The sequence below is a fragment of the Streptomyces tagetis genome, from assembly GCF_018069565.1.
Taxonomy (GTDB): domain Bacteria; phylum Actinomycetota; class Actinomycetes; order Streptomycetales; family Streptomycetaceae; genus Streptomyces; species Streptomyces tagetis.
In genome coordinates this window covers 17510-43228 of sequence record NZ_JAGPNL010000008.1, presented here as the reverse complement: position 1 = coordinate 43228, position 25719 = coordinate 17510, and the positions used below count along the sequence as shown (strand labels likewise).

The 25719-nt window shown below is 75.6% G+C and carries 23 protein-coding genes and 1 pseudogene; 13 read left to right on the top strand and 11 right to left on the bottom strand.

The genetic code is table 11. The annotated features are described in order from the left end of the window. Window positions 1-368: 368 nt before the first annotated feature. Entirely contained in the window at window positions 369-1541 is a 1173-nt protein-coding gene (locus tag J5Y05_RS24535; RefSeq protein WP_210875253.1) for an acyl-CoA dehydrogenase family protein, read from the top strand. Here J5Y05_RS24535 and J5Y05_RS24530 read toward each other — a convergent pair. Together J5Y05_RS24530 and J5Y05_RS24525 are read right to left on the bottom strand one after the other, a co-directional pair. Further along, a complete protein-coding gene (locus J5Y05_RS24530) occupies window positions 1504-1755 on the bottom strand; it encodes a hypothetical protein (RefSeq protein ID WP_210875252.1) in 252 nt (83 codons plus the stop codon). The two genes, J5Y05_RS24535 and J5Y05_RS24530, sit on opposite strands and share 38 nt — an antisense overlap. Before the next feature lie 256 nt (window positions 1756-2011). Then, entirely contained in the window at window positions 2012-2446 is a 435-nt protein-coding gene (locus J5Y05_RS24525) for a hypothetical protein (RefSeq protein WP_210875251.1), read from the bottom strand. A gap of 288 nt (window positions 2447-2734) precedes the next feature. On the opposite strand from J5Y05_RS24525, the gene J5Y05_RS24520 reads away from it, so the two are divergent. The 4 genes and pseudogenes from J5Y05_RS24520 (at window position 2735) to fxsA (ending at window position 7025) form a co-directional block, all read left to right on the top strand. Then, on the top strand, window positions 2735-3175 hold the full coding sequence (locus J5Y05_RS24520) for an Lrp/AsnC family transcriptional regulator (RefSeq protein WP_210875250.1): 441 nt from the start codon (window positions 2735-2737) through the stop codon (window positions 3173-3175). A gap of 42 nt (window positions 3176-3217) precedes the next feature. Further along, a complete protein-coding gene (locus J5Y05_RS24515) occupies window positions 3218-4822 on the top strand; it encodes an amidohydrolase (protein WP_210875249.1) in 1605 nt (534 codons plus the stop codon). Between the two features lie 525 nt (window positions 4823-5347). After that, window positions 5348-6142: pseudogene (locus J5Y05_RS24510) on the top strand (polyprenol monophosphomannose synthase); the annotation flags it as partial. A 310-nt stretch (window positions 6143-6452) separates the two neighbouring features. Continuing rightward, window positions 6453-7025 (top strand): FxsA family membrane protein, encoded by a 573-nt coding sequence (gene fxsA, locus J5Y05_RS24505; protein ID WP_210875248.1) that lies wholly within the window; start codon window positions 6453-6455, stop codon window positions 7023-7025. A gap of 88 nt (window positions 7026-7113) precedes the next feature. On the opposite strand, the gene J5Y05_RS24500 is transcribed toward fxsA, so the two are convergent. From J5Y05_RS24500 to yczE, 4 genes are all read right to left on the bottom strand, one after another. Beyond that, on the bottom strand, window positions 7114-7488 hold the full coding sequence (locus J5Y05_RS24500; protein ID WP_125496038.1) for an RNA polymerase-binding protein RbpA: 375 nt from the start codon (window positions 7486-7488) through the stop codon (window positions 7114-7116). A gap of 278 nt (window positions 7489-7766) precedes the next feature. Beyond that, window positions 7767-9113, bottom strand: coding sequence for an MFS transporter (locus J5Y05_RS24495; RefSeq protein WP_210875247.1), 1347 nt, complete (start codon window positions 9111-9113; stop codon window positions 7767-7769). Between the two features lie 51 nt (window positions 9114-9164). Beyond that, a complete protein-coding gene (locus tag J5Y05_RS24490) occupies window positions 9165-9932 on the bottom strand; it encodes a glycerophosphodiester phosphodiesterase family protein (RefSeq protein WP_210875246.1) in 768 nt (255 codons plus the stop codon). Beyond that, window positions 9929-10582, bottom strand: a complete 654-nt coding sequence (yczE, locus tag J5Y05_RS24485) for a membrane protein YczE (RefSeq protein WP_210875245.1) — start codon at window positions 10580-10582, stop codon at window positions 9929-9931. The genes J5Y05_RS24490 and yczE overlap by 4 nt, the downstream gene beginning before the upstream one ends. A 101-nt stretch (window positions 10583-10683) precedes the next feature. On the opposite strand from yczE, the gene J5Y05_RS24480 reads away from it, so the two are divergent. Continuing rightward, on the top strand, window positions 10684-12183 hold the full coding sequence (locus tag J5Y05_RS24480; RefSeq protein ID WP_210875244.1) for an SCO1417 family PLP biosynthesis transcription factor: 1500 nt from the start codon (window positions 10684-10686) through the stop codon (window positions 12181-12183). A gap of 172 nt (window positions 12184-12355) precedes the next feature. On the opposite strand, the gene J5Y05_RS24475 is transcribed toward J5Y05_RS24480, so the two are convergent. Beyond that, on the bottom strand, window positions 12356-14248 hold the full coding sequence (locus tag J5Y05_RS24475) for a hypothetical protein (RefSeq protein ID WP_307854076.1): 1893 nt from the start codon (window positions 14246-14248) through the stop codon (window positions 12356-12358). 50 nt (window positions 14249-14298) lie between these two features. Then, entirely contained in the window at window positions 14299-14493 is a 195-nt protein-coding gene (locus J5Y05_RS24470; protein WP_030420911.1) for a hypothetical protein, read from the bottom strand. 312 nt (window positions 14494-14805) lie between these two features. On the opposite strand from J5Y05_RS24470, the gene J5Y05_RS24465 reads away from it, so the two are divergent. From J5Y05_RS24465 to J5Y05_RS24445, 5 genes are all read left to right on the top strand, one after another. After that, a complete protein-coding gene (locus tag J5Y05_RS24465) occupies window positions 14806-15198 on the top strand; it encodes an ankyrin repeat domain-containing protein (RefSeq protein WP_210875243.1) in 393 nt (130 codons plus the stop codon). 358 nt (window positions 15199-15556) lie between these two features. Further along, complete coding sequence (locus tag J5Y05_RS24460; RefSeq protein WP_210875242.1) at window positions 15557-16975, top strand: HEAT repeat domain-containing protein; 1419 nt, start codon at window positions 15557-15559, stop codon at window positions 16973-16975. Between the two features lie 245 nt (window positions 16976-17220). Continuing rightward, the gene (locus J5Y05_RS24455) at window positions 17221-18357 is read left to right on the top strand and encodes a glycosyltransferase family 4 protein (RefSeq protein ID WP_210875241.1); all 1137 of its coding nucleotides are present in this window, start codon (window positions 17221-17223) and stop codon (window positions 18355-18357) included. After that, window positions 18354-19511 (top strand): glycosyltransferase, encoded by a 1158-nt coding sequence (locus tag J5Y05_RS24450; protein WP_210875240.1) that lies wholly within the window; start codon window positions 18354-18356, stop codon window positions 19509-19511. Before J5Y05_RS24455 ends, J5Y05_RS24450 begins: the two co-directional genes overlap by 4 nt. After that, complete coding sequence (locus J5Y05_RS24445; RefSeq protein ID WP_210875239.1) at window positions 19508-20416, top strand: SGNH/GDSL hydrolase family protein; 909 nt, start codon at window positions 19508-19510, stop codon at window positions 20414-20416. The genes J5Y05_RS24450 and J5Y05_RS24445 overlap by 4 nt, the downstream gene beginning before the upstream one ends. Before the next feature lie 239 nt (window positions 20417-20655). On the opposite strand, the gene J5Y05_RS24440 is transcribed toward J5Y05_RS24445, so the two are convergent. From J5Y05_RS24440 to J5Y05_RS24430, 3 genes are read right to left on the bottom strand one after another with little or no spacing between them, the layout of a single operon-like run. Next, complete coding sequence (locus tag J5Y05_RS24440) at window positions 20656-21543, bottom strand: 5-oxoprolinase subunit C family protein (RefSeq protein ID WP_210875238.1); 888 nt, start codon at window positions 21541-21543, stop codon at window positions 20656-20658. After that, on the bottom strand, window positions 21540-22166 hold the full coding sequence (locus J5Y05_RS24435) for a 5-oxoprolinase subunit B family protein (protein WP_210875237.1): 627 nt from the start codon (window positions 22164-22166) through the stop codon (window positions 21540-21542). Before J5Y05_RS24435 ends, J5Y05_RS24440 begins: the two co-directional genes overlap by 4 nt. Continuing rightward, window positions 22163-22921 carry a LamB/YcsF family protein gene (locus tag J5Y05_RS24430; RefSeq protein ID WP_210875236.1) on the bottom strand — a complete coding sequence of 253 codons (759 nt, stop codon included), beginning with the start codon at window positions 22919-22921 and terminating at the stop codon, window positions 22163-22165. The genes J5Y05_RS24435 and J5Y05_RS24430 overlap by 4 nt, the downstream gene beginning before the upstream one ends. A 311-nt stretch (window positions 22922-23232) precedes the next feature. On the opposite strand from J5Y05_RS24430, the gene J5Y05_RS24425 reads away from it, so the two are divergent. Continuing rightward, the gene (locus J5Y05_RS24425) at window positions 23233-24759 is read left to right on the top strand and encodes a hypothetical protein (RefSeq protein ID WP_210875235.1); all 1527 of its coding nucleotides are present in this window, start codon (window positions 23233-23235) and stop codon (window positions 24757-24759) included. Window positions 24760-24805: 46 nt separating this feature from the next. Continuing rightward, window positions 24806-25687 carry a hypothetical protein gene (locus tag J5Y05_RS24420; RefSeq protein WP_210875234.1) on the top strand — a complete coding sequence of 294 codons (882 nt, stop codon included), beginning with the start codon at window positions 24806-24808 and terminating at the stop codon, window positions 25685-25687. The last annotated feature ends 32 nt before the right edge of the window (window positions 25688-25719 follow it).

Genomic DNA, 25719 nt, shown 5'->3' with positions numbered 1-25719 from the left:
CTCCTCGTGGGGGGAAGAGGGAACGCGCGTCGACGGTGGGCCTCCGCGGACATGACATCAGTGGCATGGACACGGAAACCACGGTCGGTGCGCCACCGTAGGAGGACTAGACCACTTGGGTCAATGGTCCGGACCGATCCGGGCCGGGCCGGCGCCCCTGATCACACCCCGGAGCCTTTCGGAAAGTAAGCGCTCGTTAACTGGTGACTGCATGCGTCCGATCGGGCATACTCACTGCGCACAGCCGCTGGTCAGCCGCTTCCGAGACCCGGGAGTGCGAGCATCGGCCAGGCCCGAACGACCCGGCGGAACCGCCCCCACCCAAGGACCCGTCCGCCGATGTGCCCGAGAGGGAGGAGAGCGTCGCCATGACCGACCGCGCCCCGCAGCCGGTGGACCGGCAACTGCCCACGGAGGAGGCCCGGGAGCTGATCTCCCTCGTCCGCGACATCGCGTACCGCGAGATCGCCCCGCGCGCCGCCGAGGAGGAGGAAGCCGGCCGCTTCCCGCGCGAGGTCTTCGCCCTGCTCTCCGCCTCCGGCCTGCTCGGCCTGCCGTACGCCGCCGAGCACGGCGGCGGCGACCAGCCCTACGAGGTCTACCTCCAGGTCCTCGAAGAGCTGGCGGCGGCCCGGCTCACCGTCGGCCTCGGCGTCAGCGTCCACACGCTGGCCTCCTACGCCCTCGCCGCCCACGGCACCAAGGAACAGCGGGCCGAGCACCTGCCCGCGATGCTCGGCGGCGGCCTGCTCGGCGCCTACTGCCTCTCCGAGCCCGCCTCCGGCTCCGACGCCGCCTCGCTGCGCACCAAGGCGGTGCGCGACGGCGACGACTGGGTGATCACCGGCACCAAGGCGTGGATCACCCACGGCGGCATCGCCGACTTCTACACGGTGATGGCACGGACGGGGCAGGAGGGCCCGCGCGGGATCACCGCCTTCCTGGTCCCCGGCGACGCCGAGGGGCTGAGCGCCGCCGCGCCCGAGAAGAAGATGGGGATGAAGGGCTCGCCCACCGCGCAGATACACCTCGACGGTGTGCGGGTCCCGGACGCCCGGCGGCTCGGCGACGAGGGCCAGGGCTTCGCCATCGCCCTCTCGGCGCTGGAGTCCGGGCGGCTCGGCATCGCCGCCTGCGCGATCGGCGTGGCCCAGGCCGCGCTGGACGAGGCGGTCGGGTACGCGACCGGGCGGCGCCAGTTCGGTAGGCCCGTCTCCGACTTCCAGGGGCTGCGCTTCATGCTGGCCGACATGGCGACCCAGATCGAGGCCGGCCGTGCCCTGTACCTGGCGGCGGCGCGGCTGCGGGACGCGGGGCTGCCCTTCGCCAAGCAGGCCGCGATGGCCAAGCTGCACTGCACCGACACGGCGATGCGGGTCACCGTCGACGCCGTGCAGATCCTCGGCGGCTACGGCTACACCGCCGACTTCCCCGCCGAGCGCTATCTGCGCGAGGCCAAGGTCCTGCAGATCGTCGAGGGCACCAACCAGATCCAGCGGATGGTCATCGCCCGTCACGTCGCGGGACCCGAGGGACGCTGAAGTCGCCGAGCCCGTACGGGGGCGCCGCGAGCCGGGTCCACTCCGGGTCGTGGCACCCCGGCAGGGTGCGGCCGTGCTCGGCCCAGACCCGCATCAGCTCGCGGTAGATCGGCGGGTCCTGCTGGGGCGGCGCCGGGGGGCGCGCTCCGGCGGGCACCGGGACGAACGGATGGTGCCGGCGCCCGGCCGCCGCGAAGGTGGGCCTGAGGGTCATACCCGGACAACGCGGTGCGGGCCGACAGGTCACCCCTCGCGGGAATCGGGCGTGAGTTCGCGGACCGCCCGGCGCGGTGCCGGCGGTCCGGACGTACGTCTCGGAGAAGGCCGGACTCCCTGATGTCCGAAGGAAGTTGACGGCCTGTCGGAAAGTGGCGGGCGGGGGCGGCGGGGGGCCGGGAATCCGCCCGCGTCACGCTTCCGGACCGCGCGGGCGCGGTCCGGCCCGGCGGAAGGACTGGAGCGGGCCGCGCTCAGGCGGCCTGGCCCCGCATCACCGGCACCCGCATCGGGCGCGAGCCCGGCCCGCCGACGTGGGAGAAGGGCTGGGTCCGCCAGTCGAGCCCCAGCGGGAGCGTCAACAGCAGGGCGGTGTCCTGCTCGTGGGGCCGGACGGACTCGTCCGCGGGCCGGGCGTCGGCGGCCTCGCGTCCGGTGCCGGTGCACACCGTGAGACCGAACGGGTTCCACGGAGAGGCGCACAGCGCGTGCTCGGGAAGCGTCTCCTCGTCCACGAGCAGGGCGATGGACTGCGCGCAGTCCGGGCAGATCACCCGGTACATCTCGAAGGTGTCGTAGGCGTCGAATTCCTCGTCGTCGTAGGCGTCTTGTTCGACGGCCTCCGGCACGGACTCGACGGGCTGGAGCCGCTTGGACGTGGTGCGACCAGGGCGCTTAAGACTCTGCATGGGATTCTCCCCCTCGGGCTGGGGCCGTGAAGGCACTGCGGCCTCGACCACACCAAGCACTTCCCGTCCGCCCTCGGCGGTAATCACGAGAACATCACGGGAGCCGTCGCAAACGTGTGGCGTTGGTCACACGGGGTGTCCGGGTGCCCGGTGCGGTGCGTTTGTCCCCCGTCCGGACCCCCCACGGCCCCCACCGGGACCCCACCGGGACCCCACCGGACCGCGAACCCGACGCGACCCGCGCCGATCGGTGTCCCGGGAGGTCAACCGCACTGTAGGTTCTCCGCCATGGAGGAGCTGGACCGACAGATCGTGGGGCTGCTCGTCAAGGACGGGCGGATGAGCTACACCGACCTGGGCAAGGCCACGGGCCTGTCCACCTCGGCCGTGCACCAGCGGGTGCGGCGGCTGGAACAGCGCGGTGTCATCCGCGGATACGCCGCGGTCGTCGACCCCGAGGCCGTCGGCCTGCCGATGACCGCCTTCATCTCCGTGAAACCGTTCGACCCCAGCGCGCCCGACGACATCGCGGACCGGCTGGCCGGCGTCCCGGAGATCGAGGCGTGCCACAGCGTGGCCGGTGACGAGAACTACATCCTGAAGGTGCGCGTCGCCACCCCGCACGAACTGGAGGAACTCCTCGCCCGGGTGCGCTCCCTGGCCGGCGTCTCCACCCGCACCACGGTGGTGCTCTCCACGCCCTACGAGGCCCGCCCGCCCCGTATCTGACCCCCGGCCGCCCCGGCCCCGGCGAGGGGCGAGACTGGGGGCATGAGTGAGTCCACCACCCCGTCCACCACCGTGCTGCTGCGCCGCGGCGAGGTCCACAGTCCCGCCGACCCCTTCGCCACCGCGATGGTCGTCGAACGCGGCCAGATCGCCTGGGTCGGCTCCGAGGGCGCCGCCGACGCCTACGCGGACGGCGTGGACGAGGTGATCGACCTGGACGGCGCGCTCGTCACCCCGGCGTTCACCGACGCACACGTGCACACCACCTCCACCGGCCTCGCGCTCACCGGACTCGACCTCTCCGCCGCCGCCTGCCGCGAGGAAGCCCTCACCCTCGTACGGGAGTTCGCCGCGTCCCGGCCCGGCGACCGGGTCCTGCTCGGCCACGGCTGGGACGCCTCCCGCTGGCCCGGCGGACTCCCGCCCACCCGTGCCGAACTCGACGCCGCCACCGGCGGCCGGCCCCTCTACCTCAGCCGCATCGACGTCCACTCGGCGGTCGTCACCACCGCGCTCCTCGACCTCGTCCCGGCCGGGGTGAGCCGCGCGGACGCCCCGCTCACCGCCGCCGACCACCACGCCGTACGGGCCGCCGCCCTCGGCGCCGTCACCCCCGCCCAGCGCGCCGGAGCCCAGCGCGCCGCCCTCGCCCACGCCGCCTCCCTCGGCATCGGCACCGTTCACGAATGCGCAGGGCCCGACATCTCCTCCGAGGACGACCTCACCGGCCTGCTGCGGATCGCCGCCGAGGGCGACGGCCCCCGCGTGGTCGGCTACTGGGCCGAACAGGACGTCGCCAAGGCCCGGGAACTGGGCGCGTACGGCGCCGCCGGGGACCTCTTCGTCGACGGCGCGCTCGGCTCGCACACCGCCTGCCTGCACGCGCCCTACGCCGACGCCGCCCACACCGGCACCGCCTACCTGGACGCCGGCGCCGTCGCCGCCCACGTGGCCGAGTGCACCGAGGCCGGCCTCCAGGCGGGCTTCCACGCCATCGGCGACGCCGCCGTCACCACCGTCGTCGAGGGCGTGCGCGCCGCCGCCGAGCGGGTCGGCCTCGCCCGGGTGCGCGCCGCCCGCCACCGCGTCGAACACGCCGAGATGCTCACCGGCGAGACGGTCGCCGCCTTCGCCGAACTCGGCCTCACCGCCTCCGTCCAGCCCGCCTTCGACGCCCTGTGGGGCGGCGACGACGGCATGTACGCCCAGCGCCTCGGCGCCGGACGGGCCCGCACCCTCAACCCGTTCGCCGCCCTGCTGCGCGCCGGCGTGCCGCTCGCCTTCGGCTCGGACAGCCCGGTCACGCCCCTGGACCCCTGGGGCACCGTCCGGGCCGCCGCCTTCCACCGCACCCCGGAGCACCGCGTCTCCGTGCGGGCCGCGTTCACCGCCCACACGCGCGGCGGCTGGCGGGCGGTCGGGCGTGACGACGCGGGCGTCCTGGTCCCGGGCGCCCCCGCCGACTACGCGGTGTGGCGCACCGGCGAGCTGGTGGTGCAGGCCCCCGACGACCGGGTCGCCCGCTGGTCCACCGACCCGCGCTCCGGCACGCCCGGCCTCCCCGACCTCACCCCGGGCGGCCAACTGCCCGTCTGCCTGCGCACCGTGGTGGGCGGCCGGACGGTCTTCGTACGCCCGGGGGAGTGATCTCCACGGCCGACGGGGCGATGATCTTCGGTCCGGGCCGGGCCGGAACGTCACCGCGCTGACCTGCGCTTTGATGGGAAAAGCCCAGGTAGGACGCCTGTTGACAGGCGGCGGCAGGTGACGGGTAGGTTCGGCCCAGTCCACCACCGGACGTCCGACCGGGGAACTCTCCGCGTACGCGCGGCGGTGCCGCTGGGTCAGGGACGGTGTGCCGCACCGGGGTACCGTCACTGGGAGCCAGGCGCAGCGCCAGCACCGCCGCGAGGGAACGTTCCGGCCGGTCGGGAGGTGTGACCCGGGTGGGGCCCGGCCGCTCAGTAGACAACGGCTCTCGGTCGATCCGCAGCCAGCGGGTCCCAGGCCGGCCCGAAGGGCGACGGGCCCCCATCCGCCGCGAAACGGCCGGAAAGACCCCCCGCGCCCCCGGTTCCGGGACATCACGCGACCAACCCGCACGTCCTGGCACGTCCGCGCAGGCCGCGGCCACTATGGTGGTCCCCTGCGTACGGACATGAAGGGGCAGCAGTGAGCGACGGCGACGGGACGTCCGCGGCGGCGGGCGGGGAGCGGCGGTTCGGCCCCCTGGGCACGGCCTTGGTGATCATCCCGACCTACAACGAGGCGGAGAACATCAAGGCGATCGTCGAGCGCGTGCGCGAGGCGGTCCCCGACGCGCACGTCCTCGTGGCCGACGACAACAGCCCCGACGGCACCGGCAAGCTCGCCGACGAACTGGCCGCCGCGGACGACCGGGTCCACGTCCTGCACCGCAAGGGCAAGGAGGGGCTGGGCGCCGCCTACCTCGCGGGCTTCCACTGGGGCCTGGAGCGCGGCTACGGCGTCCTGGTCGAGATGGACGCCGACGGCTCCCACCAGCCCGAGGAACTGCCCCGCCTGCTCACCGCGCTCAAGGGCGCCGACCTGGTGCTCGGCTCCCGCTGGGTGCCCGGCGGCCGGGTGGTGAACTGGCCGCGCTCCCGCGAGATCATCTCCCGCGGCGGCAGCATGTACTCCCGCATCGCGCTCGACCTGCCGCTGCGCGACGTCACCGGCGGCTACCGGGCCTTTCGCCGGGAGACCCTGGAGGGGCTCGGCCTGGACGACGTCGCCTCCCAGGGCTACTGCTTCCAGGTCGACCTGGCCCGCCGGGCGATCCGGGCCGGTTACCACGTCGTCGAGGTGCCGATCACCTTCGTCGAGCGGGAACTCGGCGACTCCAAGATGAGCCGCGACATCCTCGTCGAGGCGCTGTGGCGGGTCACCACGTGGGGCGTGGGGGAGCGGGTCGGCAAGGTGCTCGGCCGCGACCGCGCCGCCGGTCCGGAGGACGCCGTCCGGCCCGGGACCGGGCCCGCCGTCCGGCGGCCGGTGGCCGACGTCGCCGTGGCCGGGGAGGCGGCGGCGACGCCGGCCGAGAGCCCCGCCTCCGGCCGGCCGGAGGCCGCGGCCCCGGAGAGCGCCGGGAGCACGTCCGCCGACGCCGCCGGTCCGGCGGACGGCACCGGCTCCGGCCCGGCGGACGGCACCGGCTCCGGCCCGGCGGACGGCAAGCCCGCGCGGGCCTCCGACGGGGACGCCTCCTGATCACCCCCTTATCCCGCACTGAGCCGGGTCCGGGCACACTGGAGACATGACGACAGGCGCTCAGACCCCCAGGCCCCCCGCCCGGCCCCGGCGCTCCCGGCTGCGCACCTTCCTGCCGCTGGGCATCGCCGCGTGGCTCGTGCTGGAGATCTGGCTGCTGACCGTGGTCGCCGGTGCCTCCAGCGGGCTGGTGGTCTTCCTGCTGCTGGTCGCCGGACTGTTCCTCGGCTCCGTGGTCATCAAACGGGCCGGCCGCCGGGCCTTCGCCAATCTGACGCGGACGCTGCAACAGCAACAGGCCGGCACGGCGCCCGGGACCCGCCCCGACAGCGAGGGCAACGGGCTGATGATGCTGGGCGGGCTGCTGCTGATCCTGCCCGGACTGATCTCGGACGCGCTGGGCCTGCTCCTCCTGCTGCCCCCGGTCCAGAAGGCGGTGAGCCGCCGCGCCCAGCACAGCGTCGAGCGCCGGCTCCGCGAGGCCGGGCCCGGCACCTTCGGCGACGCCTTCCGCCAGGCCCGTATGCACCGCCCCGACGGCAAGGTCGTCCAGGGCGAGGTCGTCCGGGACGAGCCGGACGACACCCCGCGGGGCCCCCGCCCGCCCCTCGACCGCTGACGCGGGCACGACGAAACCGCGGGTGCCGTACGTGGATCACGTACGGCACCCGCGGTTCGCTCGCGTGGTGCCGAAACTCGCCTGTCCGTCAGGCGGACTTGCGGCTGTCCCGGGGATGAACCGCGATGTTCATCGCGCCGGAACGCAGAACGGCCAGCCGCTCCTCGAGGACCTCTTCCAGCTCCTCGCGGGTGCGCCGCTCCATCAGCATGTCCCAGTGCGTACGCGCGGGCTTGGCCTTCTTCTCCTCAGGGCCGTCGCCGTCCACCAGGAGTGCCTGGCCCCCGCAGACCTTGCACTCCCACTCCGGCGGGATCTCCGCCTCGACCGAGAAGGGCATCTCGAAACGGTGCCCCTTCTCGCATGCGTACTCCACGGCCTGGCGCGGGGCCAGGTCGATGCCGCGGTCCGTCTCGTAGCTGGTCACCACGAGACGCGTGCCGCGCAGAGCTCGCTCACTCATGAATCGTGCCTCCCGGGCTTGTCGCCCACAGGACAGGTGTCGCTGTCGTCGTCATCCGGTCAACGTCCGGGCGGCGGTAAAGATTCCCGTTCCGACTCCCGATCCGGGCCCTGCGTCGCCGTCGCAGCCGCAGCCTTGTCAACCAGTGCAGTACCCGCCGGCGTCCGGTTTGTCACCTCTGTTGCGAGATGTGACATAGCGTCTCGGCACCTTTGACGCGCAGTAACGGTCCGCCTGGCAGGCCAAACGCGTACACTACCGCCCTTTCGCTCCGAGTGCTAAATCCGCTCCGGTACGGGGTTGCCCGCGTCGGCGATCGCCCGGCGCACCGGCACCCGCGCCAGCAGCGCGAAGCCCAGCACGAAGAACGCCACCAGGGAGAGGATCGCGTCCCGGTAGCTCCCGGTGAGCTGGTAGGTGAGGCCGAAGAGCAGCGGCCCCAGCCAGCTCATGCCCCGGTCGCTCAGCTCGTACGCCGCGAAGTACTCGGCCTCCTTGCCCGGCGGGACCAGGTGGGAGAAGAGCGAGCGGGACAGCGCCTGGCTGCCGCCCAGGACCAGCCCGATCCCGGCCGCCAGGACGAAGAACCACGTCGGCGCACCGGCCGGCAGGAAGTATCCGGCCGCCAGCGTGAGCGTCCAGGCGACCAGCGAGCCGAGGATCGTCCGTTTCGCGCCGTACCGCAGGGCCAGCCGGCCCATCGCCAGCGCGCCCGCCACCGCCAGCACCTGCACGAGCAGCACCGCCACGATGAGCGTGGACTGGTCGAGGCCCAGTTCCTCGGAGCCGTAGACCGATGCCTGGGAGATCACCGTCTGGATGCCGTCGTTGTAGACGAGGTAGGCGAGCAGGAAGTACAGGGTGAGCGGGCGGCGCCGCATCTCGCGGACGGTCGTGGCGAGCTGCCGCAGCCCCGGCGGCGCCCCCTCCCGCGAGGGGGTCCGGCGGTCGCGCAGCCGGCGCAGCGGGATCAGCGCGAACGCCCCCCACCACAGCCCCGCCGAGGCCAGGCAGACCCGGACCGCCTGGCTCTCGGACAGGCCGAAGGAGTCGTGGGCGGTGTAGAGGACCAGGTTGGCGACGAGCACCAGCGACCCGGCCGCGTAGCCGAAGGCCCAGCCCCGCGAGGAGACCGCGTCGCGCTCCTCGGGCCGGGCGATCTGCGGCAGATAGGAGTTGTACAGCATCATCGCCACGGACTGCGCCGCGTTGGCGACCACCAGGAGCAGGCCGCCGAGCAGATACCGGTCGCCGTCGAGGAAGAACATCCCGGCCGTCGCCGCCGCCCCCGTGTACGCGGCGGCGGCCAGCAGCGGCTTCTTGCGCCCCGTCCGGTCGGCCGCCGCGCCCACCAGCGGCATGGCGAGGACCGCGACGACCACCGACAGGCTCACCGCGTACGCGAAGAACGACCCGGCGCGCACCGGGACGCCCAGGGGGTGGACGTACCCGTCGGCGTCCGCCGCCGCCTTGGCGACGGCGGTCAGGTAGGGGCCCAGGAAGACGGTGAGGACGCTGGTCGAGTAGACCGAGCACGCCCAGTCGTAGAAGTACCAGCCCCGTTGTTCGCGCCGCCGTCCGGCGGCCTCGTCGGCCGCGTCCGTCCGCACGGTGTCGATGCCCACCCGCGCCCTCGCCTCCCCCGTCAGCGCGCCCCGCCCCGGATTCCGGCCGCCTCAGACCCAGACGCCGCGGTCCTCCATGACCTCGCGCAACGTGTCGATGTGATCGGTCATGATGCCATCCACCCCCAGGTCCAGGAGGCGGTGCATGCGGTCGGCCTCGTTCACCGTCCACACGTGCACCTGGAGCCCGAGCGCGTGGGCGGCGCGTACGAAGCGGCGGTCCACCACCTGGATGCCGGACTGGACCTCGGGCACCTGCGCGGCCACCGCCGAACGGCGCAGCGCCGCCGGGACGCCCCACGAGCGCAGCCGCAGGTTGAGCACGCCCCGGGTGCCGTACGAGGTGGCCAGGCGCGGGCCGGCCAGCCGCTGGGCGCGGATCACGCGGGCCTCGGAGAAGGAGCCGACGCAGATCCGGTCCCAGGCGCCGGTCCGCCCGATCAGCTCCAGCAGGGGCGTCAGCGCGGCCTCCTCCTTCACGTCCACGTTCCAGCGCGCCCGGGGGAAGGCGTCGAGGAGGTCCTCGAAGAGGGGCACCGGCTCCACGCCCGCGACCCGCGCCCGGCGCACGGTCTGCCAGGTGAGGTCGCCGATCCTGCCGGACCCGTCGGTCACCCGGTCCAGGGTCGCGTCGTGGAAGGCGACGAGCCGCCCGTCCCGGGTGGCGTGGACGTCCGTCTCCAGGTACCGGTAGCCCGCCTCCACCGCCCGCCGGAACTGCCGCAGCGTGTTCTCCAGGCCGTCCGCAGCCCCGCCGCGGTGGGCGAAGGCGAGGGGGCCGGGGTGGTCGAGGTAGGGGTGGCGTATCGGGGAGCTCACCCGGGCAGTATCGCGCGGTCGGGTGGACCGGTGGCAACGTCCGTCCCGCCGACGGGTGCCGCGGGGACGGCGAACACGCGCAGGAAGACCTGGGCGAGCGGGCCGATCGACACCGCGTAGAGCAGCGTGCCGACGCCGACGGTGCCGCCCAGCAGGAAGCCCGTGACCACGACGGTGATCTCGACCGCCGTGCGCACCAGCCGCACCGAGAGCCCGGTGCGCTCGTTCAGCCCCGTCATCAGGCCGTCGCGCGGCCCCGGTCCGAAGCGCGCCGCGATGTACAGCCCGGTCGCCGCGCCGTTGAGGACGATCCCCGCCACCAGCAGCGCGATCCGCACCGCCATCGGGCGGGCGTCCGGCATCAGGGCCAGCGTGAGGTCCAGCGCGGCCCCGATCACCAGCACGTTGGAGACCGTGCCGAGGCCCGGCCGCTGGCGCAGCGGTATCCACAGCAGCAGCACCACCGCGCCCAGCAGCGTCACCACCACGCCCATCGGCAGACCGGTGCGCTCGGAGACCCCCTGGTGGAGCACGTTCCACGGTTCCAGGCCGAGTCCCGACCGCACCAGCAGCGCCGAACTCGCGCCGTACAGCACGAGGCCCCCGTAGAGCTGGATCAGCCGCCGGGCGAGTCGCCGCTGTGTGGCCAAGGAGTGCCCCCTGTGTGGTGGTAGTGGACTGCTGCGTGACACCCTGTGGGCCAGGAAGCAGGGTCATCCATGGCCAATGCGGGGAAGGTGGACTGATTTCCATGGCGCAGTGGACCTCGGCCGTGGGGGCGGTGCAGCTCGCCCGGCTGCTCGCCTCCCAGCAGGACCGCCCGGCCGGCCCCGGCACCCGCCGACCGCCCGCCTACCGCGCGCTCGCCGACGGCGTCCGGCTCCTGGTCCTCGAAGGCCGCGTCCCGGTGGCGGCCCGGCTCCCCGCCGAACGGGAACTCGCCCTCGCGCTCACCGTCAGCCGCACCACCGTCGCCGCCGCCTACGAGGCGCTGCGCACCGAGGGCTTCCTGGAGTCCCGGCGCGGCGCCGGGAGCTGGACCGCCGTCCCGGCCGGCAACCCGCTGCCGGCGCGCGGACTCGAACCGCTGCCGCCCGAGGCCCTCGGCTCCATGATCGACCTCGGCTGCGCGGCGCTGCCCGCGCCCGAACCCTGGCTCACCCGCGCCGTCCAGGGCGCCCTGGAGGAACTGCCGCCCTACGCGCACACCCACGGCGACTACCCGGCCGGGCTGCCCGCGCTGCGCGCGATGATCGCCGAGCGGTACAGCGCGCGCGGCATCCCGACCATGCCCGAGCAGATCATGGTGACCACCGGTGCCATGGGCGCCATCGACGCCATCTGCCACCTCTTCGGCGGGCGCGGCGAGCGCATCGCCGTGGAGTCGCCCTCCTACGCCAACATCCTCCAGTTGATGCGCGAGGCCGGGGCCCGGCTGGTGCCCGTCGCCATGGCCGAGGGGCTGACCGGCTGGGACGTGGACCGCTGGCGCCAGGTGCTGCGCGAGTCGGCGCCCCGCGTCGCGTACGTCGTCGCCGACTTCCACAACCCCACCGGCGCGCTCGCCGACGACGACCAGCGGCGGCGGCTGGTGGACGCGGCCCGCTCGGCCGGGACCGTGCTCGTCGCCGACGAGACGATGAGCGAACTGTGGCTCGACGACGAGGTCGACATGCCGCGCCGGGTGTGCGCCTTCGACCCGGCCGGGTCCACGGTCGTCACCGTCGGCTCCGCCAGCAAGGCGTTCTGGGCCGGGCTGCGGATCGGCTGGGTCCGCGCCGCCCCCGACGTGATCCGCAGCCTGGTCGCCGCCCGCGCCTACGCCGACCTCGGCACCCCCGTCCTGGAGCAGCTCGCCGTGAACTGGCTCTTCACCACGGGCGGCTGGGAGCAGGCGGTGGGGATGCGGCGCGCGCAGGCCCGGGAGAACCGGGACGCCCTGGTCGCCGCCGTCCGGCGCGAGCTGCCCGACTGGGAGTTCGAGGTGCCGCGGGGCGGGCTCACCCTGTGGGTGCGTACCGGGGGGCTGTCCGGCTCGCGGCTCGCCGAGGCGGGGGAGCGGGTGGGCGTACGGGTGCCCTCCGGGCCGCGCTTCGGGGTGGACGGCGCCTTCGAGGGGTACGTGCGGCTGCCGTTCACGGTCGCCGGGGCGGTGGCCGAGGAGGCGGCGGTACGGCTCGCGGCGGCGGCCCGGCTGGTGCGCAGCGGCGGCGCCCAGGGCGGCGAGTCGCCGCGGACCTTCGTGGCCTGACGGCGGCGGGGGCGGGCGGCGGCACGCCGGGGTGGTGACGGCCGACTCCGGTGTCGTGCGCGCGGGTCCCGGGCGTGTCGGTCCCGGGCGTGTCGGGGACCGGAGGGTGGGGTGGGGACGGTCCCGGGCGTGGCGACCCGCCCGGGACCGGTGCGGCGGCGGTGCGACGGCCTCAGGCCCGCTCCGCGGCGACGGCCTCGGCGGGAACGGTCTCGCGCACGGGCGATTCGGCGGGAACGGTCTCGCGCACGGGCGATTCGGCGGGAACGGTCTCGCGCACGGGTGTCTCCGAGGGGACGGTCTCGCGCACGGGCGTCTCCGAGGGGACCGTTTCGCGCGCCGGCGCCGACGCCTTCGCCGGGACGGTCTCGCGTACCGGCGTGTCGTCCGGCGTGTCCTCGGGGGCGCCCTGGCGCCTCTCGTCGTCCGCCGGTGCCGCCGGGCTGCCCGGACCGGTCGGCACCGAGGCCCCGGCGCCGGTCTTGCGCAGGCGGGCCGTCGCCGGTTCCTCCTCCTCGGGGACCGGGGCGTGATCCCCGTCGGCCGGGGTGGTGCGCTGCGGGAGCAGGTCGAGCACCGCCTGCCGGTGGGTGTCGCTCGTCGCGTCGTCGTACGGGTCCGGTGTCGCCGGGACCTGGAGGCGGTGCACCGGTCCGGTGCCCAGCCGGGCGTAACCGCGCCCCGGCGGGACCTGCTCCACGGGGGTGGTGTGCGGGACGGCGCCCAGAGCGGCCGTCAGTTCCTCCGCCGAGGCCGGACCGAGGACGACCCGCGCGCGCGTGTGCTGCCGTACGGCGTCGCCGAGGACGTCCACGGCGTCGAGCTGGTCGGCGACGACCACCGTCACGTTGGCGGCCCGGCCGTGCCGCAGCGGCACCTGGAGCAGCGACTGCGGGTCCCGGCGCCCGTCGGCGGCGGCCAGGTGCGCGAACGCGCTCGGCCGGTCCACCAGCACCCACAGGGGCCGCCGGGTGTCCTCGGGCGGCGGCTGCCCCTCCTGCCGGGCCCGGTTCAGGGCGATCAGCCGGCGCTCCGTCTCGTGCGCCGCCCACTCCAGGCTGGTCAGCGCCCCGGTGAGGCCGCACTCCACGGCCAGGACGCCGTCCCGCCCGGTCAGGCAGGCGTACTCGCCGGTGCCGCCGCCGTCGACGATCACCAGGTCGCCGTGGTGCAGGGCCTGGAGCGCGACCGACCGCAGCAGCGTGGACGTGCCGGTGCCGGGGCGGCCGAGCACCAGCAGATGCGGCTCCGTGGACCGGATGCCGGTGCGCCACACCACCGGCGGCACGTCCCGCGCCGCCCCGCCGTCGGCGCCGGGGGAGAGCGGGAGCGTGCGCTGCGTCCGGGTCGGGTCGGTGAAGCCGAGCACCGTCTCGCCGGGCGCGGTGACGAAACGCTGGGCGGCGATGTCGGTGGGCAGCGGCGCCAGCGCGGCGACGGAGAGGTGGTTGGCCTCCTCGTCCCACACGAAGTGGTACTCGCGGCCCCGGCCCGCCTTCGCCGTCAGCAGGTGCTCGATCCGGGTGCGGGAGTGCGCCTCCCCGTCGGTGAAGTAGGCCGGGTAGCGGATCACCAGGTGGCCGAAGCGCCCGTCGTCGTCGAACTCGTACGACGGGAACGCCTTCTCCCACGAGCCCCCGTGCGCGTACAGCGGGTCGGGGTCGTCGGGGAGCGAGAAGTACGGCACCAGCGCCTCGTAGAGCGAGCGCAGCCGCCGCGTCTGGGCCTCGTCGGGGCCCTCGGGGGCGGGCCGGGCGCGTTCCCGGCCGGTCCAGGCCGCCGCCGCCATCAGCGTGACGACGGCCAGCAGCGGCCCGTACGGCACCAGCGCCACGACCAGGACCACCGAGGCGGCCAGGAACAGCAGCCCCCCGCGCCGGTCCTTGGGCGTCTCGGCCCATCTGCGCCGCGCGGCCGAGGCCAGCCGGCGCAGACCGCGGGCGATCGTGATCAGCGGCTGGAGGACGTCGGCGGCGCCGCCGGCCGCCGTCCTGGCCAGCTCCCGGCTCCGGGTGAGCTGCGCGCCACCGTTGCTCAGAATGCGGGGGAGGGGCCGGCGGGCCACTGCTGCCTCCTGGAAGTACGTGCGTGCGGATGTCGGGCGGGGACGGGGCGTCAGAAATTGAGGCCGCCGAGCAGGCCCGCCAGGCTCTCCCCGCCCGCCTTGATGCTGGGAGCGATGGCGGTGCTGGCGAGATAGAAGCCGAACAGGACCGCGACCAGCGCGTGCGACGCCTTCAGGCCGTCCTTGCGGAAGAAGATGAAGACGACGATGCCGAGCAGGACCACGCCGGAGATCGAGAGGATCATGTTGAGTTCTCCTGGTTCACGGGGGACAGTCACCATGAGTGCTTCCAGGTTCACAGCATGTATCCATACGATAAAAGGTGCAAATGAGGGAAATCTCCCGAATTTGGTCCGAGTGGCCGAGCACCCCGCACGGAGTCCGGACCGACCGCCGTGTCGGCACCCGGGCGCGCGACGAGCACCCCGGGCGTGTCGGGTGACGGGCCCGGCGAGCCAGTACCCTGGCGATTCACTCGCACGGCCGCACCGCTCGCGGCCGTGCGCACCCGCGGTTCCCCAACCTTCGTACGTTCGCAGTGAGAGGCGGTCCGGCCGATGAGTGAAGCCCCCGACCCCGAGGTCGTGGAGCTGGCGACCAAGATCTTCGATCTGGCCCGGCAGGGGCGGACCGAGGAACTCGTGGCCTACGTGGACGCCGGCGTCCCCGCCAACCTGACCAACGACCGCGGCGACTGCCTCGTCATGCTCGCCGCCTACCACGGCCACGCCGACGCCGTACGCGCCCTGCTGGCCCGCGGCGCCGACGCCGACCGGGTCAACGACAGGGGCCAGACCCCGCTGGCCGGCGCCGCCTTCAAGGGCGAGACCGAGGTGACCAAGGCCCTCCTGGAGGCCGGGGCCGACCCGTCCGCCGGCACCCCGTCGGCCGTCGACACGGCCCGCATGTTCGCCCGGACCGAACTGCTGGAACTTTTCGGCGTCCAGTAGCCGGACACCGGCCGCGAAGTCCCGGCGCCCCGGAGGCCGGAGCCGGGCGCGAGCCGGAGCGGACGCCCTGACCAGGCGGTCCGCACGGAAGAGGCGGGCGGCGGGGGCGCCGGAAATTTCGGTCGCGGCGGGAGTGACCGCCGGGTCATCATGGCGACGTGATTCACGGACGCGATGGCTGGGCAGGTGTTGCCGCACCGCGCGGGCCGTGATGCGGCCCCGCGCGGGGCCACCGACGAGAGGCAGAGGAAGATGGTCTACCACGAGCAAGAGACGGCGGGCATCCCGACGTGTTGTCGCACGGCCAGGTGACGAGTGGTCCCCGGTTCCGTCGACGCTTGATGTGAGGCTGTTTCCCATGTTCGATCCGGTCATAGCCCCCAGTGGCACGCTGCTCGGCCTGCTCCAGCGGGGCCGTGGCGACGGCACGCTCCACGCGCTCACCGCCCCCCGCGCGGAGGCGCTCGCGGCGCTGGACGAGTGCGTCCTGCACGACCCGCGCCACGACTGGCAGGTCGAGAACCGCTCTCTCTACTACGCCCGCCTCTACCTCGACCTGCACGGCGAACTGGACGCCGTCGAGGCCCACCTGTTCGCCCCCGAGGACGCCCTGGACCCCGAGGAGTCGCGCACCGGCCTGGCCCTCGCCGTCCTCGGCCACCTCGCCTCCTACGGCCGGCTGGACGCCCTCGGGATGCTGCGCCGCTACGCCGCCCACGGTGCCAACTGGGCCTGGGCCCTGGACGAACTCGCCCTGCGCGACGACGACGCCGGCCTGCGCGCCCTCGCCGCGCCCGTGCTGGCCCGCTTCGCGCGCGACGCCGAGGGCGAGGCCGAACTCGCCCGCACGGTGCGCGACGCCTTCGAGCCCCGCCCCTGGCGCCTGTGGGCCGACGACCCCCGCGAATCGGTCGCCACGCGCGTGCGGGCCGCCCAGGAGGCCGCCTCCTTCGACCGCTGGCAGCGGCAGATGCGCCCCGCCGGACCCCGGCCCGGCTGGAGCGTGACCGCCGTCCTGGACTGGGCCCAGCAGGGCGTCGAGCGCGGCACCCCGCGCCATGTGCCGGCCGCCCGCTGCCTCACGGCCGTGGCCGGCCCCGAGGACCGCCCCGAGATCGCCGAGGCCGCGCTGTCGGGCCCCGAGGGCGCCCGCTGCACGGCCCTGCGCCACCTCGCCGACGCCAACGACCCCGACGCGCTCGACCTGATCGAGACCGCCGCGCTCACCGCCGCCGGCCCGGTCGTGGAGGCCGCCGTCGACGCCTTCGAGCGCATGCGCGGCCTCGCCGCCGTCGACCGGGCCCGCGGCTGGGCCCACCGGCCCGGCCCGCTCGGTGCCGCCGCGGCCCGCGTCCTCGCCTGCCGGGGCGGCGTCCAGGACCGCGCCCCGGTCCTCGCCGCCCTGCGCGACGCGGTACGCCGGGAGGGTCCCGACGCGCCGACGCTGTGGACCCTCGTCGACGGCACCGGCCGGCTCGGCATCGCCTGCGCCGCGCCCGTCCTGCGGCACGTGTACCGGGAGACCGCCTCCTCCCACCTGCGGGGCCGCGCCGCCCGCGCGCTCGCCGCCACCGATCCCGCCTTCGCCGCCGGGTTCGCCGTGGAATGCCTGTGGGACTGCGAGGAGACCACCCGCGAGATCGCCGCCCGCTTCGCCGAGACCGGCGACAGCCGCGTCGTCGAACGGCTGCGCCGGCTCGCCGCCGACCCGGCCGAGGAGGACGACGTCCAGACGGCCGTCCGCAGCCGCTTCGGTCCGGACGCGCCGGCGGTGTGAGGGGGCGCCCGGACGGGGGCCCGTCGCCGGGAGCGCCGGGGTGACGCCGTACGGGCCGCCGGGCGGCGGGGAGGGACCGGTGGGACGAGTTTGCCGCGCGGGACCGAGGCCGGTGGGGTGCGCCGCCGCCGGGGCCGATGGAGAGGTGTCCGCGGGCGGGCGGGCCCCGCAACGCTCATGGGACGTTCCCCGCCCGGAAAGATCCACGTTGACGTGGCCACGTCCCGCCCGGCGAGAACACGGGTATGCGTGTCGTCATCGTGACCGAGTCCTTTCCCCCCGATGTGAACGGCGTGGCCCACTGCGCGCTCCAGACCGCCCGCCACCTCGTCGACCGCGGCCACGACTGCGTCGTGATCGCCCCGGCCCCCGCCTCCCCCTCCGCCGCGCGCCCCGAGGACGCCGGTGCGCCCTGCCCCGTCGTCCCCGTCCCCTCCCTTCCGCTCCCCGGCTACCCCCAGGTCCGGGTCGCCCTGCCCAGCCGGAAGGTCGCCGCGGCCATCGCCGAGCACCGCCCCGACCTCGTCCACCTGGCCGGCCCCTTCGTCCTCGGCGTGCGCGGCATGGCCGCCGCATCCCGGCTCGGCGTCCCCGCCGTGGCCGTCTACCAGACCGACCTCGCCGGATACGCCCGTACCTACATGGGAGCGGGCGAGGCCGTCGCCTGGCGGCGCATCCGCTCCGTGCACGCCGCCGCCGACCTCACCCTCGCCCCTTCCAGCGCCGCCCTGCGCGATCTGCGCGAGCACGGCGTACCGCGCCTGCGGCTCTGGCCGCGCGGCGTGGACACCGACCGCTTCCGGCCCGGCCTGCGCGACGAGGCCCTGCGCCGCGAACTCGCCCCCGACGGCGAGCTGATCGTCGGCTACGTCGGCCGGCTCGCCCCCGAGAAGCAGGTCGAACTGCTGGCCGGAGTCTGCGCACTGGACGGGGTGCGCGTCGTCGTCGTGGGCGACGGACCCAGCCGGCCCGGCCTCGAACAGGCCCTGCCCGGCGCGGCCTTCCTCGGCCGCCGTACCGGCGACGACCTCGCCCGCCTCTTCGCCTCGCTGGACGTCTTCGCGCACACCGGCCCCTTCGAGACCTTCTGCCAGACCGTGCAGGAGGCCATGGCCAGCGGCGTCCCGGTCGTCGCGCCCGCCGCGGGCGGCCCCCTCGACCTCGTCCTCCCCGGCCGTACGGGGCTGCTGGTGCCGCCGGGCGACGCCGGAGCCGTCCGTGACGCCGTGGCGTCGCTGGCCGCCGACCCCGCACGGCGGGCCGCCTACGGCGCGGCCGGGCGGGCCACCGTCGAGGGCCGTACCTGGGCGGCCGTCGGCGACCTGCTGATCGGCCACTACACCGAGGTCCTCGCCACCCGGAAGGCGGTGCTGGCCGCATGAGCGCCCTGCGGATCGTCCGGCTCGCCAACTTCGTCGCCCCCGCCTCGGGCGGACTGCGCACCGCACTGCGCGAACTGGGCCGCGGCTACCGGCAGGCCGGACACGAACCCGTCCTCGTCGTCCCCGGCGCACACGCCGACGACCGGCACACCGACCAGGGACGGGTGATCACCCTCCCCGGCCCGCCGCTGCCCGGCACCGGCGGCTACCGCGTCCTGACCGGCAGACGGACCCTGGCCCGCCTCCTGGAGGACCTGGCCCCCGACCGGCTGGAGGTGTCCGACCGCACCACCCTGCGCTGGACTGGTACCTGGGCCCGCCGGGCCCGCGTCCCCGCCGTGATGGTCTCCCACGAGAGCGCCGACGGCGTGTTGCGCACCTGGGGGCTGCCCGGCGGCGCGGCCGGGCGTGCCGCCGACGCCCTCAACCTGCGTACGGCACACGCGTACGCGCGTGTCGTGTGCACCACGGAGTTCGCCGAGCGGGAGTTCCGGCGGGCCGGCGCGCGCAACGTCGTCCGCGCCCCGCTCGGCGTCGACCTCACCGCACGGCACCCCTCGTGGCGCGACGCGGCCCTGCGCGCCCGCCACGCGCGCGCGGACGAGGTCCTGTTGGTGATGTGCTCCCGGCTGTCCGTGGAGAAGCGGCCCAGCACGGCGCTCGACGCGCTCACGGTGCTGCGACGGCGCGGCGTGCGGGCCGTCCTGGTGGTCGCGGGCGACGGCCCGCTGCGCCCACGCCTCGAAGCGCGGGCCGGGGACGAACGGCTGCCGGTGACGTTCCTCGGGCACGTGGCCGACCGGGACCTGCTGACCGGGCTCCAGGCGTCGGCCGACGTGTGCCTGGCACCGGGACCGGCCGAGACCTTCGGGCTCGCCGCGCTGGAGGCGATGGCCTGCGGCACGCCCGTGGTGGCGAGCGCCGCGTCGGCGCTGCCCGAGGTGATCGGCGCGTCCGGGGCCGTCGCCGCCGGCCACGGGGACGCCTTCGCCGACGCCGTGGAACAGCTCCTCGACCGGCCCGAGGCCCAGCGGAGAGAGGCCGCACGCGCGCGTGCCGAGTGCTTTGGCTGGGACCGGTCCGTCGCCGCGTTCCTGGCCGCCCACGACGCGCCGGCCGCCGCGCGCCCCGCCGTCCGGGAGGGCGTGGCATGACCGGCGTGCGGTTCGTGGCCCTCGGCGACTCGCTGACCGAGGGCGTGGGCGACCCCACCGGGGACGGGTGGCGCGGCTGGGCCGCGCTGCTCGCCGCCTCACTCGCCCCGGAGCCCGTGGCCTTCACCAACCTCGCCGTCAGCGGCGCGCAGACCCGCGACGTCCTGGAGCGGCAACTGCCCGCCGCCCTCGCCCTGCGGCCCGACATCGCCTCCGTCGTCGTCGGCGTCAACGACACGCTCCGCCACACCTTCGACCTCGACGCCGTCGCCGCCCGGCTCGACACGGCCTACGCCGCCTGCACGGGACGCGGGGCGCTGCTGCTCACCGCCTGCCTGCCCGACCCCGGCGCGCTGCTGAGGCTCCCGGGCGCGCTGGCCCGCCCGCTGGCCCGGCGGCAACGGGCCGTCAACGCCGTGGTCCACGCCCTGTCCGACCGCTACGGCGCCGTGCACCTGCACGCCTGCGACGCCGAGTGGACCCAGGACCGCGCCCTGTGGAGCGCCGACCTGCTCCACCCCGGCGAACGGGGGCACCGCCGGCTCGCCCTGTGCTTCCACACGCTGCTCGCCGCACGCGGCGCCGCCACCGGTCCCGCCCCCTCGCCCGACCCCGAGTTCCCCGCGCCCACCCGGTCCGCCCGCCTGCGCCGGCTCGCCACGGCCGGCACCGGCTGGGTGGCCCGGCGCTGCACCGACCTGCTGCCGCACCTGCTGGCCCTGGCCGCCGACGACCTGCGCCACCACGCGCGCGGGACCACCGCCCGCCTCGACCACCGCGCGTCGGCGGCCGTGACGACCGCCCTGGCCGCGCTGTCTGCGCCGCCACCGGACGGGCGGGTCCCGACACCCGGGGCGCCGGAGGCGGCTTCGGCACCGGTGACGGCCTGTCCGGAGCCGGTCTGATCCCGTTCCGCCGGGCCGTCGGTCGCGGGGCCGTCGGCGTGCCGGGCGTGTCGTGTGCGTGGCGATGGCGGGCGTGTCGTGCGGGTGACGGTGCCGGGCGTGTCGCGCGCGGGGCGGTGCCGGGCGGTGTCGGGGCCTCGGCGTGTCGGGCGCCCCTCGGCCGCGTCGTGTCGTACGTCGGTACCGGGTGCGGCGTGTCGTGTGCCGGTACCGGCCGCGGCGTGTCGTGTGCCGTTCGTTCAGGCCCGTGTGGTTCCCGGCCGCCGCCGTACGGTCACGAAGCGGACCGGCGTTCCCGGCACCGCCTGGGCCGCCGCGGGGAGGTCGGCTGCGCGCACGACGCCGATGACCGGATAGCCGCCCGTCGTCGGGTGGTCGGCCAGGAACACCACCGGGAGGCCGTCCGGCGGGACCTGGACCGCGCCGAGCACCATGCCCTCGCTGGCCAGCTCCCCCGGACGGGACCGGCCGAGCGCGGGTCCCTCCACGCGCAGCCCGACCCGGTTGCTCGCGGCCGACACCCGGTACGCGCCGGTGACGAACGTGCGCAGCGCCCCGGGGGTGAACCAGTCGGCGCGCGGCCCCGGCACCACCCGCAGCACCAGTTCGGCCGGCGGACCCGGCTGCGGGGCGACGTCCACGCGCGCGAAGGGCACCCCGGGCCGGCCCAGAGGCAGCACCGTGCCGTCGGCCAGGGGCGGCGGCCCGAGCCCGGAGAGCAGGTCGGTGGAGCGGCTGCCGAGCACCGGCTCGACCCGGACGCCCCCGGAGACGGCCACGTAGGCGCGCACCCCGCGCTCGGCCGTGCCCACCTCCACGAGCGACCCGGCCGGCACGTCCACCGGCGCCCCCCACGCCGCCGGACGCCCGTCCACCCGTACCCGGCACGGGGCACCGCCCACGGCCACCGTCACCGGACAACGCGGGCGCAGGGCGCAGCCGTCGAGGGTGGTCTCCAGCACGGCCGCCTCGACGGGGTTGCCCACCAGGCGGTTGACCAGCGCGGCCGAGGGCGTGTCGAGCGCGCCGGAGCGCGGCACGCCGAGGTGGGCGTGTCCCGGCCGGCCCCGGTCCTGGACGGTCGTCAGGGCACCGGCGCGGACGACGACGAGCGCGCGGCCCGTCATGGGCGCCCCCCGTCCCGCCGCGGAACGAACCGCACGCGCGTGCCCGGCGACAGCAGCGCCGCCGGCACCCGCTCCGGGTCCCACAGCACGGCGTCCGTGGTGCCGATCACCTGCCAGCCGCCCGGCGACGCACGCGGGTACACGCCCGTGTACGGGCCCGCCAGCGACACGGAGCCGGCGGGAACGGCCGTGCGCGGCGTGTCCCGGCGCGGCACCTCGTACCGGGACGGCAGCCCGGTGAGGTACCCGAAGCCGGGCGCGAACCCGCAGAAGGCCACCCGGAATTCGGTGCCCGCGTGGATGCGCGCCACCTCCTCGCGCGCCACGCCCCAGCGGGCGGCGACATCGGCCAGGTCGGGGCCGTCGTAGCGGACCGGGATCTCGACCGCCCGCGCCTCGCGCGGGGGAGTGGGCGGCACCTGGGCGGCGGTCAGTTCGCGCGCCAGCCGGTCCGGGTCGGCCACCCCGTCCAGCAGTACCGTACGGGCCGCCGGGACGATCTCCCGCACCGCGAGCGAGCCCTCGGCCCGGCGCCGCGTCAGCTCCGCGTGCAGCGCCTCCGCCTCCCGCCCGGAGGCCACTTCCACCAGCAGGGCGTCGTCGCCGACCGGAAGGACGTTCACGCGAAGGCCACCACCCGCACCCCGGCGGCGGAGAGCCGCTCCCGGACCCTGCGGGCCAGTTCGACCGCGCCGGGCGTGTCGCCGTGCAGGCACAGGGAGCGCGCCCGCACCGGGACGCGTGCCCCGGACAGGGCGGTGACGGTCCCGGACCGGGCCAGCTCCACCGAGCGCTCCACGACCGCGTCCGGGTCCCAGACCACGGCGCCCTCCCGCCCGCGCGGCACGAGCGTGCCCTCGTCGGTGTACGCGCGGTCCGCGAACGCCTCCTCGACGACCGGCAGTCCGGCCCGCCCGGCCAGTTCCAGCAGCCGCGAGCCGGGCAGTCCCAGGACGGGCAGCGCCCCGCCCGCCAGGAGCACGCCGTCGACGACCGCGGCGGCCTGCCCGGCGTCCCGCACCACCCGGTTGTAGAGCGCGCCGTGCGGCTTGACGTACGCCACGCGCGTGCCCGCCGCCCGCGCGAACACCTCCAGGGCGCCGATCTGGTAGGCCACCTCGGCCGCGAGTTCGGCGGGCGGCACCTCCATCGCGCGCCGCCCGAAGCCGGCCAGATCGCGGTAGGAGACCTGCGCGCCGATCGTCACGCCGTGTCCGGCCGCCAGTTCGCACACGCGCCGCATGGTGGCCGGGTCCCCGGCGTGGAAGCCGCAGGCCACGTTGGCGCTGGTGACGACCGAGAGCAGGCCCGCGTCGTCGGTGAGCGTCCAGCGGCCGAAACCCTCGCCGAGATCGGCGTTGAGGTCGATCGAGGTCATGCCCCCAGTCTCCCCACCCCGCTCCCGCGCCTACGCCGCGGGTCCCGGTCCGAAGACGTCCCGCGCGGCCCCCGCCCACCGGGCCACACCGCGGCCCCCGTTCCCCCGGGCGCACGATCCCGCCCGTACGGCACCGGACGGACACGCCCGTAGCGGCCCGCCCGGACGCCGCCGCCACGCCCGTAAGACCCCGCTCGCCCTCAACACCCGTGCCCGTACGGCCCCGGTCGTTCTCCACGCCCCCACCCCGCCACCCGGAGCCTTCTGCGTCGTTTGGGTTGTTGTCAGATCGAGGATCTAGTCTGTGCACCGTGACTTCACCCGCACCACCGGACAGCGCTCCGTCCCAGCTCAGCGCGGGGCCGCGCCCCGCACCGGGCCCGGCCGCCGACGAGGGGCTGGCCCGGCGGCTGCGCGCGCTCGCCTGCACCGCGCCGCTGCACGACCTCGACGCGCGCAAGGCCAACCTGGCCGGTGAGTTCTCGGTGTACGGGATGGCGGAGGTCGCCCTCGCCGCCATCGACCTCGTCACCCTCACGATGGATTTCGACACGGGCGCGGACCACGACCAGATCGTCGCCCGGCTCGTCCCGCGCGTCGCCGCCCAGGCCCCGCGGCGGCCCGCCGCCGAGCACGAGCGCGTCGCCCGCTGGGTCCTGGAGAACCTGATCAACGTCGGCAGCACCGACCGCGGTTTCCGCGCCGTCTACGGCACCTTCGCCGCGGACGGCACCTATGTGCGCCGCGACTACGACTTCAAACTGATCGAAGAGGTCCCCGGCCCCGGCGGCACCGTCTACCTGCGCACCACCGACGAGGCGGTCAACGTCCTCGTCGGGGCCCTCGACACCGACGTGACCAGCGCCCAGATCGCCGCCGAGGTCAAACTGGAGGTGCTGATCAGCCGAGGCCGGCTCGCCGACGCCCAACTCGCCGCCGAACAGGCCCGGTACCGCACCGTGCAGTACTCCGAGACCCTGCGCCGAGCCCTGGACGCCACCCGGCGCAACGTCCGCGCGGTCGACTGGCTCAGCGCCGTACCGGACATGATCGCGGAGGCCCTGGACCACGTCGCGGACCGGTACCGGCACGAGAACGCGATCCTGACCAACATCCGCAAGGCGCGCGACGAGTCCGAGGAGCCGGAGCAGAAGCGCCGCGCGGCCGAACTGGTCGACATAGTCAAGGACTGCATCCGCCGCCACACCCAGCTCCAGTCCCGCCTGCTGGAGGCCGGCCCGCTCTTCCGCGCCGAACAGGACCGGCAGGCGTTCGCCACCCTGCCCACCACCGCCGGCCTCGACCTGTACGGGCACCTCGTCGCCCCCGTCCTGCCGCTCCCCGTGGACCAGGCGCTGCGCGTCACCGACGCCTTCTTCGCGCGCGGCACCGGACTGCGCACCCCGGCCTCCGTGAGGGTCGTCGACCTCGTCGACCTCCTGCTCACCCCGCCCGTCGAGCGCGAGCACCTGGGCGCCGAGATGCCCGAGCCCGACCTGATCGCCACCCCCGACGACAGCCGCTTCAGCGAAGGGCAACTGGCCGTCGCCATGGAGCTGCTCGACCTCCCGCACGACGCGCCGCGCCGGCTGTCCGGGCTGCTGGCCGACGCCCGCGCCCGCGACGCCGACCTGCCCCACCTCGTCGCCCTGCTCGCCGTCCACGCCGCCAGCCCGCCCGTCGGCACCGCCTACCGCCAGGGCGAACCGAAGCTCCTGTTCGCCGTCGACGACGGCACCGAGCTGGACGACCCCGAGTTCGGCGGCGCCGACCTCATCGTCGGCACGGCCCTGCTGGACGCGGCCGGGATGGCCGCCGACCGGACGGAGGCGGCATGAGCACCGACCCCCACCGCCACCCCCGGGACGACGAGGAGCACCGACCGTGACCGAGCACGCCGAGTGGAGCGAACCGGAGGCGGCCCCCGCACCGGCCACCGCCCCCGTCACGCCCGCCGACGCCGCCGACGCCGCGCGGCTGGTCGCCTTCGGCCTCCAGCCCAAGCTGCTGCCCGCCCGCGACCAGGAGTACGCCGACCTGCTGCGCCGCCACCGCGAGGACCCCGCCTTCGCACGGCTCGCCGACGCCGTCGCCGCCGGACTCGGCCTCGTCGTCCTGGAGGTGTCCCCGCGCGCCGGCATGGCCGTGACCGCCGCCGAGGACTCGGTCTTCGCCGTCCGCATGGGCGACTACGCCCGCCGCGCCTCCACCGACTCCGGCGACCGGTTCCTGCACGGCCTCGCCCACCTCGCCGTGGCCGCCCTCGCCTTCCCCCGCCCCGAGGACCTCGCCGACGACGGCTACATCGGCCGCGTCACCGTCAACGGCGTCGACGCCTTCGTCCGCCAGGCATGCCGCCGCCTGGAGGAACGCGCGGAACGGGACGGCGAGAACACCGACCCCGCCACCGACGCCCCCGGACTGGAGGCCGCCTGGCGGATCTGGGCCCGGCGCAGCGCCACCGGCGCCACCAAGGACGCCCGCCGGCTCCCCGGCTCCACCACCGGCATCGTCGGCAAGGCCGTCGCCTTCCTCACCGACTCCGGCTTCCTCCAGCGCACCGGCGACGACGGCGGCGGCACCTACCGCACCACCGCCCGCTACCAGCTCCAGGTCCGCGACATGGCCGGCGGCGCCGCCCTCGCCGAACTGCTGGACCTGGGCATCGTCCCCGTCACCGACGGCACCGCCACCCTGCTGCCCGCCGAGGACACCGACGACCTCGACCTGGTCGCCGACGCCGGACTGCCCTTCCACTCCTCCTGACCGCCCGCCCCCCACGCCACGAAGCCGACCGC